We start from the raw sequence: 16,962 nt of genomic DNA on the forward strand, positions 1-16,962 counted from the left end.
GCGCGATGACGGTCCTGCTCGACCGCGCCGGCCTCGCCGCGCTGGTGCCGCACGCCGGCGCGATGTGCCTCTGGGACGAGCTGCTCGCCGCCGACGAGACCACGGTGCACGTGCGCACGCGGCGCCACGCCGACGCCGACCACCCGCTGCGCCGCGACGGCCGGCTCGCGGCGCTGCACCTGATCGAGTACGGCGCGCAGGCGATGGCCGTGCACGGCGGCTGGCTCGCCAAGACCGCCGACGGCGCCGGCGGTGCCCGACCCGGCGTGCTCGCCGCGGTGCGCGACGTGGCGCTGCACGTCGAGCGCATCGACGACCTCGCCGCGCCGCTCGAATGCAGCGCGCGCCGCCTCGTCGCCAATGCCGGCGGCTGGATGTACGAATTCCGCCTCCACGCCGGCGACCGCACGCTCGCCACCGGCCGCGCGTCGGTGATCCTCGCCGCGCCGGCTTGAGCGGCGGAGAGCGGGTGGCCGCCGGCCTCGGTTCGCGCCGGCCCGGATCTTGGCATTCGAGCGCAGCAATCGGATGGCCGCGCAGGCGGTGACGCGATATTTCTCGCAGCCAGCAGGCCTATGGCCTTCCTGTCTGGAGGATCGGTGTCACACACGCTTTCGTCGCATCGCCCGTTGACGGCCCCGGAGTGGGGAATGCTGCTGATCCTCGCATCGGCCTGGGGCGGCTCGTTCTTCTTCAATGGCATCGCGGTTCGCGAGCTGCCAGTCTTCACCATCGTCGCCTCGCGACTGGTCATGGCTGCGGCCATTCTGCTGGCGATCCTGCGATTGCGCGCAGAGCGGCTGCCGGCGAATCCCGGCGTCTGGGGGTGCTTCCTGGTCATGGGAGCGCTGAACAACGCCATCCCATTTTCGCTGATCGTCTGGGGGCAACAGCAGCTTGCCTCCGGAGTCGCCGCGATTCTCAACGCGGCCACGCCGCTATTGACGGTGGTCCTCGCGCACGTGCTGACGCGCGACGAGAAGATGAGCGGTGGACGTCTGCTCGGCGTCGCGGTCGGGTTTGCCGGCGTCGCGGTGATGATCGGTCCCGCCGCCGTTCGTACGCCGGGTTCGGGCGTTGCCGCCGAGCTGGCATGCCTGGCCGGCGCGCTGTCCTACGCGCTCGCGGGCATCTTCGGGCGCCGCTTCCGGGCGCTGGGCATGACGCCGATGGCTACTGCGAGCGGTCAGCTGATCGCGTCCAGCGCCCTGCTCTTGCCGCTCGCGTTGTTCGTCGATCATCCCTGGACGCTGGCGGTTCCGGGCGTGGCGACGATCGGCGCTCTGGTCGGTCTTGCCGCGATCTCGACGGCCTTCGCGTATGTGCTCTACTTCCGCATCCTGGCGACGGCCGGCGCGACCAATCTGCTGCTGGTGACGTTCCTGATCCCGGTTAGCGCCATCCTGCTCGGCCACCTGTTTCTCGACGAAAGCCTGCTGCCAAAGCACGGCGCCGGCATCGCGCTGATCGGCCTCGGACTCGCCGCGATCGACGGCAGGCCGTGGTCGCTCCTGCGCCGCCGGTGGTTCCGCGCAGCGGGGCGCGGCCGTTGAGCGAAGCCTATGCAGCGCACGCGGCTGAACACTGCGGTCTGGTGGCTCAGGCCGGCGCCCGCACCAATGTCGTCGCCGTATAGGCGAGCGTCGCCAGCACGAGCAGCGCGAGGCCGATGAGGTCGCCGGTGGCGAGGCGACCGGCCGGGGTGCCGGGCGCGCGCACGGCGAGCACGCGTTCGCGGTGGATCAGGAACAGCGGCACGGTCACGCTGATCGCGATCAGCAGGCCGAACAGCAGATAGAGCCAGACGCCGCGCATGTGCAGGCGCCGCGCTTCGAGCACCATCCACAGCAGCACCGCGAAGCTGAGGAAGAACAGGTCGACGGTGATCGAGCGGCTCGCCGGATTGGCGAAGGTGTCGCTCCAGAAGCGCAGGTTGGCGCCGGCGAAGCCGAGCGGCAGGTAGGCCACGTTGTGGCTCCAGGTGCCGATCAGCGCCAGCAGCGCGATCGACGCATATGCGACGCACAGCAGTTTGCGCGTGACCGTCATCTCCGCCCGTCCCTGTGGCATGCCCCGCGCCACAGTGTGCCCGGATCGGCTCGCGCTGGCGACGGTGCGGCGGCATCGCCGCGCCGCTTGCGGCCCGCTGCGGCCCGGGTCTACGCGACCGCGCCGCAGCCGCCCGGCCGGAGCACGCGCCGGGTCGAGGCCGGATGCCGGATCAGCGCGTCGGCCGGCCGCCGCGGCCGTGCGAGCAGTTCGCCGCCGCAGTTCGGACAGCGGCCGCCGAGCGTGGTTTCGGCGCAGCTCGCGCAGAAGGTGCATTCGAACGAGCAGATGCGCGCGTCGCTGCTGTCCGGCGGCAGGTCGCGGTCGCAGCACTCGCAGTTCGGTCGCAGTTCCAGCATCGGCGTTCTCCGCGTCGTGGGGCTTCGATCCTACGCGCGGCGCATCTTCGCCATCAGCGCGGCGAGCTGCTGCACGGCGGCTTCGGATTCGGCGTAGTTCGGCGTCGCGTCGGCATTGCCGTAGTCGCCGGGCGCGCCGGTCTGCACGACGATGCCGTCGCGGCGCGGCACCACGAACAGCGAGCCGTAGCTGAGGCCGTAATCCACTTCCGGCTGCGGGATCAGGCGCCCGATCTGGCCGCGCACCGGCACCACGCTGTCGTCGCCGAACAGCGCGCGCGCGCCGTAGCCGGTGCAGTTGACCAGCGTCTTCTCGGGCAGCTTCTCGAGGTCGGCCGGGCGTTCGAACTCGCGCGTCTCGATGCGTCCGCCGCCGCGCTCGAAGTCCTCGATCAGCAGGCGCGAGTAGCTGCTGAGGTTGTAGACCATCGTCGTGTAGCGGCGCACGTAGGGCACCGGGAACGGATGCGCGCCGGCCGGAATGTCCTGCGAGCGCGGCCACAGCGAGCGGATCAGCGGCAGCAGATTGGCGTAGACGGGTTCGCCGTCGCCGTCGCCTTCGCCGTGGCCGCCGTTGAACGGCTCGTCGGCGAGCGCGTAGCCGTCGCGCCATTCGACCGGATCGCCGGGCAGGCCGAGCATCGTCTGATAGGTGCGGAACGATTCGCGCGCCATCGTTTCCCAGCGCGCGACGGCGTCCGGCGTCGCGTGCTCGGCGGTGCAGTAGCGCGAGTCCGGCGACCACACGCCGGTCGCGCGCGAGGAGCGCACTTCCGGCGGACGTTCGCGGGCGTAGATCGTCACCTTCAGGCCGGCCCGCTGCGCGAGCAGCGCCGTGGTGAGGCCGATGGCGCCGCAGCCGATCACGCCGACCTCGGCGACCTGCGTCGCCAGCACCTCGCGCAGCGCGAGCCGGGCCGAGCCCCAGGACAGCGACCAGCCGCTGCCGCCGTGGCCGTAGTGATGGACCACGGTCTTGCGGCCGAGCTTCTCGGCCTCGATGCGCGGCCCTTGCGCGCGAAACGGCCGCGTGCAGACCGTGATCGCGATCAGCCGGTCCGGCCGCGCGCGGATCGGCGCCAGCGGCGGCAGCGGATCGTAGTCGGCCGCCGACGCGGCGGCCGAAGCGACGGCGCGCGGCGTGCTCGCGCAGCCGCTCGCCATGGCGCCGAGCGCCAGCGTGGCGCCGGTCGTGCGCAGAAAGTCGCGACGTTGCATGAATCTCCCTGTCCGTTTTGCGAGTGCCCGTATCGAGCAACGTGGCGGCGGCCGCTTTCGGAAAAAGGCCCAAGCCGCAGCGGCGGGCAGTGTGCGGCGCCGCTGGCCGCGCCGCCAGAGCGCAGGCCTGCCACGGACAAGGCGTGCGGCCGGCGCGGCGCCGACAATGCCGCGAACGACGACAGGAGGATGCGACATGGCCGGCAATCGCCTTTCCCGCGCGGTGGCGTACTGCGCCGCACTGCCGGGGCCGCTGCGCCGGCGTGCGACCACGCTGCTGTTCAATTCGCAGGTGCGCTTCGCCGGCACCGCCGGTCTGCGCTTCGAGACGCTCAGCGAAGAGCAGGCCGTGGTCGTCGTCCGCAACCGCGGCAAGGTGCAGAACCACATCGGCGGCGTGCACGCCGCGGCGATGGCGCTGCTCGCCGAGACCGCGACCGGCGCCGTGTTCGGCATGAACGTGCCGGACGACCGCCTGCCGCTGCTCAAGTGCATGCACATCGACTACGTGAAACGCGCGCAGGGCGATCTGCGCGCAATCGCCACGCTCGACGCCGCGCCGCGTGCCCGCATCGTCGCCGAGGCCCGCGGCGATCTCGTCGTGCCGGTGACGATCACCGACGCGGCCGGCGAGTCGCCGATCGTGGCGACGATGACCTGGGCCTGGGTGCCGAAGAAGCGCGATTGAGGCTGCGGGTACGGAAGCGGGGAACTCATCACACTTCGCGTCTGCGTTCGTTCGGTGGCGCCTTGCTCTCGGCGAATGGCGTAACGGATGATCGGCCTCGGGGGCAGAGCATCCAGGGGGCGTTCTCTGACGCCGGAGCGGATTCATTCCATTCCACGACGGGCGTCGCGTGCGCTTTCCTTGATCGATGGCGTGCGGCTCGGATCCGGGCTGCGTCGCCGGCATTGCATTTTCAGGGGGCTGCAATGAAGGGTCTGGTCGCGGCAATCATGGCGCTTTCCGGCGCCGTCACGTCTGGTTGCATTTCCGTCAAATCCTACGTCGATCCGCAGTACCACCAGGCGAGCTATGAGGCGCTCCAGCGACCGCCTCAGCCGATTGCCGCCCGCGTCGATGTGCATTTCCTGCGCAACGGCGAAGCCTTGCCGAAGGCCGATGGCGAACTGCGCGCCAACGTGGAGCGTTCATTGCGCGCGACGGGCGTTTTCGTGCCGTCGACCAGCGCGGCTGCGCCGTTGATCTCGATTACCGCGAACAACGTTGCGGACCTGGGCGCGGCACGCGCCAAAGGCTTCGGCACGGGCCTGACGTTCGGCGCCGCGGGTTCGATGATCGACGATTTCTACGAGTTCTCATGCTCGTACGACAACGGCGGCGCCGCACGGAAGCTCGACTACAAGCACGCGATTCATACCTCGGTGGGCCACACCAAGGCGCCGGACGGGATGACGGCCACGACGCCGGCCAACGCATTCGGCCAGGTGATCGATGATGTCGTCCTTAATTTCGTCAAGGATCTTCAGGCTCGCGGGGCGCTTGCGCAGCAGTGAACATCGCTTCGATGGGAGCCTTCTGGTTGTCGTCGATTCGCTCTTGCGCGAAGCGGCGTTTCAGGCGAGCCGGTCGTAGAAGCCCGGCGTGCGGTCGACGCGCAGGCGCGTGAGCTTGCGGTAGCAGATCAGCCAGCGGCCCTCGACCTTGCGGTAGTGCTCCAGGTAGTGCCCGTAGCCGTGCAGGTGTTCCTCGTGCGCGCCGTCGCGCCACCAGAGGTGGTCCTCCATCGGCCAGATGCCGGTCGCGGTGGTGTCGGAGATGAATTCGATTTCCGGCGTGTGCGCGTGATGCACCGAGGTGATCGGCGTGCGGTGCTCCATGAAATGGCGGATCGCGGCCGCCAGCGCCTGCGGGCCGACCACCTTGTTGCGCACGCCGCCGGCCTGCGGCTGCAGCGCCGCCGGCAGATCGCCGTAGGTTTCCGACCACGCGTCCTCGGTGTGCACGCTGCCGTAGAGATCCCACTGCTTGCAGTCCATGTAGCGCAGACGGCGCGCGAAGACTTGCTTGATCTCCTCGATCGCCAGCAGCTTTTCGGTCTCGGTCATCGGCGCGCTCCGTCCGGGTCGATCCAGAGAGCCTGCGCGCCACGGCGCTGCTGCACATCGGCCGAACGGGGGTGAAGCGAACGGCGGCCCCATGCGCCGGATGCGCCCGCCGCCGTGTTGCGGGAGGACGGGGTCGGCGGCGTAGCATGGCGGGCACGGCGCGGACCTTCGCGCGGGATGCGGACGGTGGCGGTGCGTCGGCACCGGTGGCACATGCGGGTTCAGCGCTTGCTCAGGGCTCCGGCGCCATGGTCCCGGGCTCTGTACGCGGCAAGGAGCGACGATGCGGCGGCTCGCGAAATACCAGCAGATGCGGCGCTTCGATGTGACCGCGGAGCCCAGCGGCCGCGAGCCACCGGCAGCGCGCCGCGGTGTCCGCGCGCGGCTGCGCTACGTGATCCAGCTGCATCACGCGCGGCGCCGGCACTTCGACTTCCGCCTCGAACTCGGCGGCACACTGCGCAGCTGGGCGGTGCCCAAGGGCCCGTCGCGCGATCCGGCGCAGAAGCGGCTCGCGGTCGAGGTCGAGGATCATCCGATCGCTTATGGCGATTTCGAGGGCGACATCCCGGCCGGCCAGTACGGCGCCGGCCATGTCGACATCTGGGATCGCGGCTGGTGGGAGCCGGAAGACGCCGATGCCGACGCCGCGATTCGCAAGGGCCATCTGCATTTCACGCTGCACGGCGAGCGCCTGCAGGGCCGCTGGTCGCTGGTGCGCACGCATCTGGCCGGCCGGCAGCCGCAGTGGCTGCTGATCAAGAGCGACGACGCACACGCGCAGGCACCGGACGTGGCCGATGACGTCGTGCTGCGCGAGTGGCGCGCGCAGCACGACGGCGCGCGCCGCGGCCGCGCGGCGGCGGCCTCTGCCGGGACGGCGCAGGCCGCCGCGAGCGCCGGCACGCGCGCGCGCCGCCGCGCCGATCCGCCGCGCGACCCGTTTCCGCAGCAGGTCGGGCTGCAGCTGGCGCGCTTGTCCGCGCGCGCGCCGGCTGGCGCCGAGTGGGTGCACGAGATCAAGTACGACGGCTATCGCTTCCTGGCGATGCGCGAAGGCCGCCGTCTGCGCATCGTCTCGCGCAACGGCCTCGACTGGACCGCGAAGCTGCCGGCGGTGAAGGCCGCGGTGCTGGCCCTGCCGTGCCGCGACTGCATCCTCGACGGCGAACTCGTCGCCTTCGACGAGCACGGGCGCAGCCGCTTCGACCTGCTGCAGCAGCGTTTCGGCGAAGGCGGCGAGCTGCAGGCCGTGGTTTTCGATCTGCTCTACCTCGACGGCCGCGATCTGCGCGGCGAGGCGCAGGACACGCGCAAGGCCGCGCTGCAGCGGCTCCTCGCCGCTGCGCCGCCGCCGCTGCAGCGCTCCGAATACCTCGTCGGCGACGGCCCCGAGGCGGCCAGCGCCGCGTGCCGGCTCGGGCTCGAAGGCATCGTCAGCAAGTCGCGGCTGGCGCCGTACCGCGAAGGCCGCGGCGGGGCCTGGCTGAAGATCAAATGCGTGCAGTCCGACGAGTTCGTGATCGTCGGCTACACCGCCGGCCGTGGCGCGCGCGCCGCACTCGGCTCGCTGCTGCTGGCGCGGCCGCAGGGCCGCGGCCGGCCGTGGCGTTACGTCGGCCGCGTCGGCAGCGGCATCAGCGACGCCCGGCTCGCCGAACTGCGCGCCGCGCTGCGGCCGGCGAAGACGCCCGTCGAACTGGCGAACCCGCCGGGCCGCGCCGAGCTGCGCGGCGCGCATCCGATCTGGGTGCGGCCGGAGCGGGTCGTCGAGGTCGAATTCCGGGCCTGGACCGACGACGGTCTGCTGCGCCAGGCCAGCCTCAAGGGCCTGCGCCCGGACAAGTCGCCGGCCGATGTCGCGAGTCCGGATCGCGCGCCGCAGGTCGAAACGCTCGCCGCGTCCAGCGGCCGCCCGGCGCGCGCCGGGCCGGGCGCGAAAAAAGCCACGGCGCGCGCGACGAGCCGCAAGGCGCGGGCCGGCAAGACCGGCAAGAGCGGCGGCCGGACGCGCGCCAAGCCCACGCGCGCGGCAGCGCGCAGGGCCTCGGTGCCGACCGCGCGCGCGCGCCGCAAGGCCGGCGATCCGCCGGCGCCGTACCCGTTCACGCATCCGGAGCGGCAGGTCTTCACCGATCCGCCGGTGACCAAGGCCGAGATCGGCGCGCTCTATACGGACATCGCGGCGCAGATTCTGCCCGGCATCGTCGACCGGCCGCTGGCGATGCTGCGCTGCCCCGACGGCATCGGCGGCGAATGCTTCTTTCAGAAGCACCTGACCCCGGGCTTTCGCGACGCGGTGCACGCCGCGCGTGCCAAGGCCGACCGCGATCCTTACGTCTACATCGAAGACCTCGACGGCCTGCTCGCGCTGGTGCAGATGAACGTTGTCGAGATCCACGCCTGGGGTGCGCCGCTCGCGCGCCCGGATACGCCGGACCGCATCGTCTTCGATCTCGATCCGGCGCCGGACGTCGCCTGGTCCGCGGTCAGGGCGGCGGCGCTCGCGGTGCGCGAGCGGCTGAGCGCGCTGCGCCTCGAATCGTTCGTGCGCGCCACCGGCGGCAAGGGCCTGCACGTGGTCGTGCCGCTGACCGGCGACGACGGCTGGGACGCCGCGAAATCGTTCGCGCACGCGCTGGCCAGCACGCTCGCGCAGGAAGCGCCGCAGCGCTATGTCGACGTCGCCAGCAAGGCCCGCCGCGGCGGGCACGTGTTCATCGACTATCTGCGCAATGCGCGCGGCGCCACCAGCATCGCCAGCTACAGCCTGCGCGCCCGCCCCGGCGCGCCGCTCGCCGTGCCGCTCGGCTGGGACGAGCTGCCGAAGCTGCGCTCGGCCGCGCAGTACCACATCGGCAACATCCGCGAACGCATCGCCAAACGGCCCGAGCCCTGGGCCGGCATCGACGATGTCGAGCAGGCGCTGCCGCGCCGCTGACGCCAGGAGAGCACCGCATGGCCAAGCCGCTGTGGAATGGCGCCATCTCGTTCGGACTGCTGCACATTCCGGTGCAGCTGATGAGCGGCGAGCGCCGGGTCGATCTGCACTTTCACCTCGTCGATTCGCGCGACAACTCGCGCGTCCGCTACGAGCGCGTCAGCGAGGAGACCGGCGAGGAGGTGCCATGGAAGGACATCGCCAAGGCCTTCGAATACGAGAAAGGCAATTACGTCGTGCTGCGGGACGAGGACTTCCGGAACGCGGCCCCCGAGAGCAGCGAGTCGGTCGACATCGAGGCTTTCGTGGACCCGTCCGAAGTCGGCCCCGAATACTTCGAGCGGCCCTATTACCTCGTGCCGCCGAAGAAAGCCGAGAAAGGCTATGTGCTGCTGCGCGAGACGCTCAAGGCGCTGCACAAGGTGGCGATCGCCCGCGTCGTGATCCGGACGCGCGAGAGCCTGGCGATGGTGCGGCCCAGCGGCGACGCGCTGCAGCTGCTGTTGCTGCGCTATCCGCAGGAACTCGTCGCGAGCGACGCGTACCACTTTCCGTCCGGCTCCGCGAAAAGCCACCGCATCAGCCCGCGCGAGTCCGCCATGGCGCGCCAGCTGGTCGAGTCGATGAGCGACCGCTTCCGGCCGGCGCAGTACAAGGACGAGTTCCGCGAAAAGCTCAGCCGCGCGATTCGCGAACGCCTCAAGCGCAAGGGCGCGCGCATCGCCCGCAAGCTCGAAGCCGAGCCGGCGCACGAAGGCTCCGACAAGGTGGTCGATTTCATGGCGCTGCTGCGCAAGAGCATCGAGACCAACCAGCGCACGCTCGCACAGACGGCGCATCGCCCCGCGGCCGAAAAGCCGGCCCGCAAACGCCTGCACGCCAAGGCCAGGCCGGCCGCTCCCAAGAAGACGCGCCGCTCGCCGCGCAAGCGTGCGTGAGCGGCGGAGTGAAGCGCGCGTTGCGGGCGATGCAGCGCCGCGACAGCAGGCGTTGCCTATGACGATTTCGCGCCGCGCGACTGCCAGGCCGACGCGCTCCACGTCGGCGCCGCTTCGTTCATGAGTTGCAGAATTTCGGGCGGCAGATCACCCGCACCCGTCAGCTGGCGAACCTCCAGAATGTCGTCCGCATGATGGCCGCACGGTGCACGCAGCGCCCATGCAATCGCCTCGTCCAGCGAGTCGACGTCGATGAGGTAGAAGCCTCCCACCAGTTCTTTCGACTCGGCAAAGGGGCCGTCCACGACATAGCGTCTGCCGTTGGCGACCGCGATGCGGGCGCCGGGCGCCGCGGGATTGAGCCCCTCGGAGGCGACCAGCACGCCGGCCTGATGCATCTCCTCGTTGAAGCGCATGTAGGCCTTGAAGAGTTCCGCATCGAAATCTGACGGCTCAGCCGCCTTCTTCTCCGCACTCGCCTGCGCCGTGATGATGAACCGCATAGCCTGCTCTCCGATGTCGGTGGGTTTCAGCTACGACGAACGAGCGAAGCGAAAATCGACAGGCCCGCTGCAAGCAAAGAAAGATCGCCACCATGCGCGATATCGGCTTGACCACACCGGCGAGCGCGCCCCTTGTGCCGCCTTCGGAAGACTCGCAGATCGAGACGACCTGGAACACGAAATTTGCCCGGTCTGGGGTTGAGAACGTGCCCCGCTGTCGGGGCACGCCTCAAGCCTGCTGCCTATCGAAGTGCCTCTTCAGTAATTCGAACGTGGGCATCCGTTACATGTGCTCCGAATGCCTCAATGTCATCGAGGCACTTCCCTACATCGAGTCCCGGTATTGGTTCGCCCCTTCGAAGCTCTACGGTCTTGAACGATGACCACGGGGCGTACTTTTGTGGGAGGTTGTCACCCGACGATTGCGTGGTCACGCCGAATATACGGCCCGGACCTCTGAAGATATGTACTTGCATGCTTTGCACCAGAAATTTTGGAGACTGAATCCTGAAGCATCTAATGGCCCTCCTTCTGGTTGTGGAAATGCAGAATGATCGGAGTGACGTCCTACATAGCGCTAAGGTGTCGGGCACCGCAGGCGGAAGGTCCCGCTTGAGCGCAGGGTGAGAAAGCGGAGCTGAATGGCAGACCAAAGCGCCAAAGCTCCACCCAAAAGACCGCCGCCGGCAAGCACCGAAAGAGCTCAAGCACCAGCTGTTTTGTGGATAAGGCGTCACTACCGAAAATGAATGAAAAAGTGGCGCCATATAAAACGCATCCAACAACTGCCCCGGTAAAAAACAAACCCATGCGAAGGACTGTCACGGCAGGCTGAAACAAACGGGCAACGATGAACGCAAGCGCCAGGAGCGCTGGGGCGATGATTAGCGCGGAGAACATTGGGCTCGCATCATTCGCGGACTTACCGCAGCGAAGCAGAGGAAAATACGTCGGTTGGATGCGATTGTTATGCCTTGAGCGCAACTATGACTCCGATTGCCGATAGTGCCAGCCCAAGAAGAGATAGTTGATGGTTGCGATGGATCGCCGACCAGCCAGCATCTGTAAGGCGCCAGATATCTTGTTTTTCATTGAATAGAGGGTGGTCCGGCAGCGATCCATCATCTTTCAACTTACCGTGTCTTACATCTGGGTGAAGCACTTCAATCCACCCTCGCAGCACGCACGTTTGAACCATTGGCATGCTCTGCTCATTAATTGGTGCTGCGTATTCGATGACCCAAACGTTGCCAGGTTGCATGATCATGCCGACGCGTTGCTTTGCGATACGCCGAAGCAAGCGATAAATCCTCCACTCATATCGCATTACCTCAAACACGGCTGCTGTTCTCCTTAGGCATAGCTCCAAAATTAACCAACGGACCCGCCTGAGGCGGGGCCGTCGGGTTGATTGCTTCGTTGGGCATCATTGCGCAGCAAACGATAGGCCCTCTTGCCAGGGAGAAACGCCCAGAGATTGCTCCAGGGGCCCACAGTTTTCTACTGCGAACCGATAGGGCTTTGTAGCTCTGCCTTGACGCAGCGAGTGCCCTTGTAATGCTCGACAACTTGATGCCGGCCAGACAGGTAGCCCGTTACAGCCTCAATGTATTCGCGGACTTTGGCCGGCTTTGAGCAAGGGAACCACTCAAGCCAGCAATGGCCGACAGAGAAATGAAGCTCATCGTTGTTTTGAAAGCCAAGCCAAACTGCCTGAGATAGCCCACGTTGCTCAGGTAAACGGATGCTTATCTCAGTTGGCGCATCTGGCTCCGGCACCATTTCAAGCAACGGGAACTGAGCCGCAAGCTCGGCGAAAGCAGCCTTTGCGATTTCAAGCTCAGCAGCGCCTTTCATGATGCCCGACGCCGAGCATAAGCCGCGGCCGTGCCGGAGCGCAGCGAATGCGGCGCTTGTCCTGATAAGCAGTTCGCGGATTCCGCAAGTCTTGGGATTGCCGGCGCGCGGAAGGCGAACAAGGGTGTGACGCGGAACGCTGATGGGGTCGTTCGCGCCGGCGAGCGTCGAAGGAGGCTGGCGGGAGACGGTGGCTGGACCGCAGCGGCGAGCGTGCGCCGTTGGTGAGCAGAGGCCATGAAGGCCCGCAAGCGTTCGAATCGCATCGGTCGTTCCCCGCCCCGCTGGCCCGGCTGCGCCGGGCGAACCGGAATCGATGATGCCGCAGGGGCGCGGGCGCTGTCTCGTCCGCAGGTATGAGCGATGCGGTTCGGGGCGCGTAACGAAAAGGCCTCCGTTCGGGCGGAGGCCTTTTGTGTCGCGAAACGTGGCGCCGCGCAGTGCGGCGGTGCTACCGCAGACGCTCAGGGATGTTCCGGCGACGCGGCCGGCGGGTTCTGCGTGGCGGCGCTGTTGTCGGGGGACGGTGCGGTCGGGTTCTGCGCGGGCGAGGCCGGCGATGACGCGGCCGGCGCGGCTTGCGGAGCGCTCGGGGCTGCGGTGCCGGCCGCCGGCGGCGGCGCGGCGGTGGTGGCGCTGGTGTTGGCGCCAGCCGCAGCGTTCGCGGGCGCTGCGCTTGCCGGCGCGCGCGCGGCGTCGTCGGCCGGTGGCGGCAGGGTTTGCACGTCGAAGCGCACGCTGTGCACGAGCGTCGGTTCGTCGCGCAGGCGGATGTAGAGCCGGCCGTCGGTCGGGTGCGGCACCGGCAGGCTCGCGCCCGGATAGCCGTCGGAGACTTTCACGGCGCCGTCGAAGTTGTCGGAGCCGGACACCGCGTCGAGCAGGAACAGGTCGCTGCCGGACAGGCGGCAGGCGAGCTTGGCGTCGTCGGGGCACTTGAGTTCACGCAGCACCGGCAGGCGCACGAGCGTGGCGAGCGGCTGCCAGTCGCCGGCGACGTTGTCGACCACGGCGCGGAACTTAAGCGTGCCGAACGCCGAGAAACCGAAGGCCTTGGCCGGATCGAGCGTGGCGACGGCGACCTTCGCGGTCTCCAGCTTGATGCTGCCGTTGGCGATGCTCAGCGTCGTCGACGTCGATTCGTCGACGGTGGCGATCTCCAGCGTCTCGTTGCGGGCGAAGCGGGCCGGCGTTTGCGCGCGCACCGAGAACGTCAGCCGCGCGTCCTGCGGCAGCTGGTCCTGGTTGGCGAGCAGGATGTTGGTGCTCGGACTGGTCGGCGACGGCAGCACGCTCTTGCCGATCAGCACGACGCTCGGCCGCGGGTCGTCGATGCTGACGCTGACCTTGGCGATGCGGCCGTCCTTGAGCGTGACGGTCGCGGTCGGATGGCTGTCGGTCTGCAAGGCGGCGGCGGCCGCGGCGTCCTGCGTCACCATCGGCAGTTCGTCGTCGCGGCCGCGCGTCGACAGCTCGCCGGGCACGAACAGCAGATTGTCGATGGCGAGGCTCGCCACTTCATCGAGACGTGCGCCCTTGAGCACGCCGCGCGTGTCGCCGGCGTGAATCGCGAAGCCGTCGAGGCGGGCGCGGCTGGCGAAGACCTTGAGCGGGATCTGGTGCGGCTCGTCGGTGCCGTACTGGTCGATCAGCAGGTTGACGGTGCCGGGCTGCGCGTCCTGCAGCGGCAGCGTGACTTCGACGAGGCCGGGCTTGATGGGCTTCCATTCCGCCTTCAGCTCCTTGCCGGCCGGGTCGCGCAGCATGATGTTGTCGACGCAGCTGACGCTGTCGGTGCGCAGGTGCACGGTGTCCGGGCGGCCGATGATCAGCGCGTCGTCGTCGCCGTCGGCGAGCGCCCAGGCGTTGGCGCGCGCATTGCGCAGACGGAAGCTCGGGCCCTCGTAGGGCTCGAAGCCCCAATAGCCCATCAGCGTGCCGCGCACGTCGTTGCCGAGCTGCGCCGGCTTGAGCGCCGCGGTGTTGACGACGTAACCGCCGCGCACGGCGTCGGCGCGCGCCGGCAGGCGCACGGTCTTGCCGTCCTTGCCGCGCAGCGTCAGCGTGATGTCGTGCGCGAAGTTGGTCGAGAAGGCCAGCGGCGCGCCCTCGACCGGCAGCACGAGATCGGTACGCGACGCGCAGTAGATCTCGGTCGGATCGACGGCGTGCAGCGGCGGCAGGTGCGGTTCCTCGATCGCCGGCAACGCCACCACCAGCACCGATTTCGGGTTGTAGAACGACGGCGGCGTGTTCAGCGACAGCGCCAGCTTGTCGCCCCGGTGCGAGACCAGCGCCGGGATGTACTGGTACTGCGCGGTGCTGAACGAGTCGAAGATGCGCACCATGTCGAGCACGGAGGCGATGTACGGGCTGTAGACGCCGTAGCCGAGTTCCGGCGTGGCGCTCGCCGCCATCACCAGATCGGCGGCCGCGCCCGAGGTCAGCGTCTCGGCGATCGACATGCTGTGGCCGTCGTTGAGGATCAGCGATTCCTGGCCCTGCGTCAGGCACGGCGCCTGCAGCTGCGGGATCTTGTCGAGGCACTTGTCGTCGACCTTGATCGACAGGCTGCGCGCCAGCAGCGGCGCGGTCTGCCGCAGCACCGCCGGATCGCCGTAGCTCAGCGTGCGCACGGCGGCGACGTAACGGTCGAGGCGCGAGCGGTCGAGCGAGGCCTGATTGAGGTCCTGGCTGGCGCGCACGAAGGAACCGGGCCGGCCGCGCACCGCGCCGACGATGCCCTTGAAGTCGCCGCTGGTTTCCGGCGCGAGGAACAGCAGCGCCTGCTGCGCGCCCTGGGGCACCGTCACCGTCAGGCCCTCGCGCGCGCACTTGCCCGTCCAGGTCTTGCACGGGAAGAACCATTCCTCCGGCGGTGGATTGGTCGAGCCGGTCAGGAACACGGCGACCATCAGGTAATGCGCCGACTGCGACGGCGGGAACTCCGGCTTGATCCAGATGCGGTCGCCTTCCTGCAGGTTCGGCACTTCGGAGGCCGGCAGGATGGTGTTGCCGCGCGTGATGACGGCGTCGAGCGTCGGGCCGGCGAGGTCGAACGGCGCGGGCGCCGCCGCCTCGGCGAGGCCGCAGCTCAGTGCGGCCAGCAGCGGAAGGAGGAAACGGGAACGCATGGGGGATTCGTCGGGTTTGTGAGCGGCGCTCACGGGAACGGGTGCGCAGGGCGCCATGGCAGTTTCATGGTCGCCGTCGCGTTCATTGGTAGCGGGCGGCGATCTGCTGCCAGGTCTTCGCCGCGTCGGCAAACAGCGCGTCGCGCGCCTGGCGTTCGGCATCGAGGCGCCGCGCGTCGAGCGCGGCCGGCGTCTTCCAGTCCGGGGCCAGATCGCCGTTCTCGGCACGGCCTTCGGCGCCGCCGAACGGGTAGCCGGTGCGTACGTCGACGAAGCGCCCGCTGGCGGTGCTGAGCAGGCGCGCGCCGGCCGGCGCCGCCTTGCCGATCGGCAGCTCGCTGGCGGCCGCGTAGGACTGGCCGTCGGCCTCGAAGCGGGTGTCGACCGTGTAGAAGAACAGCACGTCGGCCTGCCGCTTGGCGGCCGCCAGACGCAGGGCGTCGAGCGTTTCGAAGCTCGCCGGCAGCAGCGCCGGATCGAGCGCGATCGCGGTGCCGACCAGCGGCCACTGCGCGAGCGCGTCGAGCGAGGTCTGCGGCTCGCTGTCGGGCAGCACGCTGTAGCGGCCGCCGCCGAGCGCCGTCGCCGAGGCCGAGCGGTAGCCGGGCGCCTGGATGCGGACGACGGCGAGCGTCATCGGCAGCTGCGGGGACGGCGGCTGCGCCGCCGGGTCGGCGGCGGCGCCAAGTTCGGCGAGCGGGGCCGGCCCGCCGGGCGTGGCGTAGTGCGCACAGCTGCACAGCAGCATGCTCAGAACGAAGGCGGCGATCGGGCGCAAATGCCTGCTCCGTTGGAAAAACGCGCGAAGTCTACCGGCATCCGCCGCAACCGGCGATGAACGAAAACGCGGATCGAGCCCGTATTTCCCCGGGCCGGAGCCCGGACGGCGGGTTTCCGGGCGCTTTTCCGGGTGCTCAGGCGCGGCGCTGGCCGAGCCAGACGCCGGCCGCCGCCAGCGTGAAGCCGGCCGCGTCGTGCCAGCCGAAGCGGGCATGCAGGACCAGCGCGGCGAACACCGCCGTCACCGGCGGCACCAGATAGAACAGGCTGGCGACGCGCCCGGCGGCGCCGTGCCGCAGCAGCCACAGATACAGCAGCAGGCCGCTGCAGGAATTGACGAGGATGACCCAGGCGATGCCGGCGATCACCTGCGGCTGCAGCTGCAGCACCAGATGTTCCAGCCGCCACGCGAACGGCAGCAGCATGCACAGCGAGGCCGTCAGCTGCACGACCAGCGCCAGCCGCGGATCGAGCGCAGTCGCGTGGCGCTTCTGGTAAAGCGTGCCCAGGCTCAGCGACAGCAGCGCCGCGCCCATGCTCAGGTAGCCGAGCAGCGGCCCGGTCGCGCGCAGATCCGGCAGCACCACGAACAGCACGCCGGCGAGGCCGAGGCCCAGGCCGAGCACGGCATTGCGGTGCAGCGATTCGCCGAGCAGCAGCGCCGCGCCGGCCGCCGTCGTCAGCGGCATCAGGCCGGTGATCAGGCCGGCCGCGGCGGCCGGCACGCCGGCGCGCAGGCCGGCGTAGGTGAAGCCGAAGAAGCCCGCCTGCAGCAGCACGCCGGCGATCGCCGCATGCACCAGCGCGCGGCCCGGCGCCGGTGCCGCGCGGCGCAGCAGCAGCCACAGGCCGATCAGCAGCGCCGAGCCGCCGAAGCGCACGACCGCCAGCGTGAACGGTCCGCTGCCGTGCAGCGCGGCGGCGGCGGCGATGTAGCCGGTGCTCCACAGCACCACGAACGCCAGACCGCCGGCGATGCCGGTATCGGGTGCGGTCGGTGGGGGCTGGTTCATCGGCAGTCGGTGGCGGGCGCGCCGCGCATTCTAGCGACGCGCCGCCGGCCGCCGCCGGAATCTGGCGTCGACTGTCGCGAATTCGTTACGGCGGTGCTTC

Annotated in this window: 16 protein-coding genes; 6 read left to right on the forward strand and 10 right to left on the reverse strand. The window is 69.3% G+C overall.

From position 1 onward, the window contains the following. Positions 1-5: 5 nt before the first annotated feature. Together K343_RS0107060 and K343_RS0107065 are read left to right on the forward strand one after the other, a co-directional pair. The gene (locus tag K343_RS0107060) at positions 6-455 is read left to right on the forward strand and encodes a hotdog family protein (RefSeq protein ID WP_043112218.1); all 450 of its coding nucleotides are present in this window, start codon (positions 6-8) and stop codon (positions 453-455) included. A 195-nt stretch (positions 456-650) separates the two neighbouring features. Beyond that, on the forward strand, positions 651-1,553 hold the full coding sequence (locus K343_RS0107065) for a DMT family transporter (RefSeq protein WP_051278021.1): 903 nt from the start codon (positions 651-653) through the stop codon (positions 1,551-1,553). A 46-nt stretch (positions 1,554-1,599) separates the two neighbouring features. On the opposite strand, the gene K343_RS0107070 is transcribed toward K343_RS0107065, so the two are convergent. From K343_RS0107070 to K343_RS0107080, 3 genes are all read right to left on the reverse strand, one after another. Beyond that, positions 1,600-2,049, reverse strand: coding sequence for a DUF2834 domain-containing protein (locus tag K343_RS0107070; RefSeq protein ID WP_028007459.1), 450 nt, complete (start codon positions 2,047-2,049; stop codon positions 1,600-1,602). A 110-nt stretch (positions 2,050-2,159) separates the two neighbouring features. Then, positions 2,160-2,408: a DUF1272 domain-containing protein gene (locus tag K343_RS0107075; protein ID WP_028007460.1), complete on the reverse strand. Its 249-nt coding sequence runs from the start codon at positions 2,406-2,408 to the stop codon at positions 2,160-2,162. Positions 2,409-2,438: 30 nt separating this feature from the next. Beyond that, positions 2,439-3,626 (reverse strand): FAD-dependent oxidoreductase, encoded by a 1,188-nt coding sequence (locus tag K343_RS0107080; protein WP_028007461.1) that lies wholly within the window; start codon positions 3,624-3,626, stop codon positions 2,439-2,441. 196 nt (positions 3,627-3,822) lie between these two features. Here K343_RS0107080 and K343_RS0107085 point away from each other — a divergent pair, with 196 nt between their 5' ends. Together K343_RS0107085 and K343_RS0107090 are read left to right on the forward strand one after the other, a co-directional pair. Further along, positions 3,823-4,314 carry a DUF4442 domain-containing protein gene (locus K343_RS0107085; protein ID WP_043112220.1) on the forward strand — a complete coding sequence of 164 codons (492 nt, stop codon included), beginning with the start codon at positions 3,823-3,825 and terminating at the stop codon, positions 4,312-4,314. Between the two features lie 245 nt (positions 4,315-4,559). Further along, entirely contained in the window at positions 4,560-5,144 is a 585-nt protein-coding gene (locus K343_RS0107090; protein ID WP_028007463.1) for a hypothetical protein, read from the forward strand. 60 nt (positions 5,145-5,204) lie between these two features. Here the strand turns inward: K343_RS0107090 and K343_RS0107095 are convergent, their stop codons facing one another. Next, a complete protein-coding gene (locus K343_RS0107095; RefSeq protein WP_028007464.1) occupies positions 5,205-5,696 on the reverse strand; it encodes a nuclear transport factor 2 family protein in 492 nt (163 codons plus the stop codon). A gap of 283 nt (positions 5,697-5,979) precedes the next feature. Between K343_RS0107095 and ligD the strand changes: the two genes are divergently transcribed. After that, positions 5,980-8,637 (forward strand): DNA ligase D, encoded by a 2,658-nt coding sequence (gene ligD, locus K343_RS0107100; protein WP_028007465.1) that lies wholly within the window; start codon positions 5,980-5,982, stop codon positions 8,635-8,637. Positions 8,638-8,654: 17 nt separating this feature from the next. Next, complete coding sequence (ku, locus tag K343_RS0107105; protein WP_028007466.1) at positions 8,655-9,575, forward strand: non-homologous end joining protein Ku; 921 nt, start codon at positions 8,655-8,657, stop codon at positions 9,573-9,575. A 56-nt stretch (positions 9,576-9,631) separates the two neighbouring features. On the opposite strand, the gene K343_RS0107110 is transcribed toward ku, so the two are convergent. The 6 genes from K343_RS0107110 to K343_RS0107125 all read right to left on the reverse strand — a co-directional run bounded on the left by K343_RS0107110 (position 9,632) and on the right by K343_RS0107125 (position 16,862). Then, positions 9,632-10,078, reverse strand: coding sequence for a YciI family protein (locus K343_RS0107110; protein ID WP_028007467.1), 447 nt, complete (start codon positions 10,076-10,078; stop codon positions 9,632-9,634). A 967-nt stretch (positions 10,079-11,045) separates the two neighbouring features. Further along, complete coding sequence (locus K343_RS24400) at positions 11,046-11,417, reverse strand: hypothetical protein (RefSeq protein ID WP_154662467.1); 372 nt, start codon at positions 11,415-11,417, stop codon at positions 11,046-11,048. A gap of 161 nt (positions 11,418-11,578) precedes the next feature. Then, positions 11,579-11,935 (reverse strand): hypothetical protein, encoded by a 357-nt coding sequence (locus K343_RS24405; protein WP_154662468.1) that lies wholly within the window; start codon positions 11,933-11,935, stop codon positions 11,579-11,581. Between the two features lie 464 nt (positions 11,936-12,399). Then, positions 12,400-15,069 carry a hypothetical protein gene (locus tag K343_RS0107115; RefSeq protein ID WP_028007468.1) on the reverse strand — a complete coding sequence of 890 codons (2,670 nt, stop codon included), beginning with the start codon at positions 15,067-15,069 and terminating at the stop codon, positions 12,400-12,402. 82 nt (positions 15,070-15,151) lie between these two features. Then, positions 15,152-15,847 (reverse strand): hypothetical protein, encoded by a 696-nt coding sequence (locus K343_RS0107120; RefSeq protein ID WP_028007469.1) that lies wholly within the window; start codon positions 15,845-15,847, stop codon positions 15,152-15,154. 136 nt (positions 15,848-15,983) lie between these two features. Then, complete coding sequence (locus tag K343_RS0107125) at positions 15,984-16,862, reverse strand: DMT family transporter (RefSeq protein WP_028007470.1); 879 nt, start codon at positions 16,860-16,862, stop codon at positions 15,984-15,986. Positions 16,863-16,962: the final 100 nt, after the last annotated feature.

It is taken from the genome of Solimonas flava DSM 18980 (assembly GCF_000426685.1).
GTDB lineage: Bacteria > Pseudomonadota > Gammaproteobacteria > Nevskiales > Nevskiaceae > Solimonas > Solimonas flava.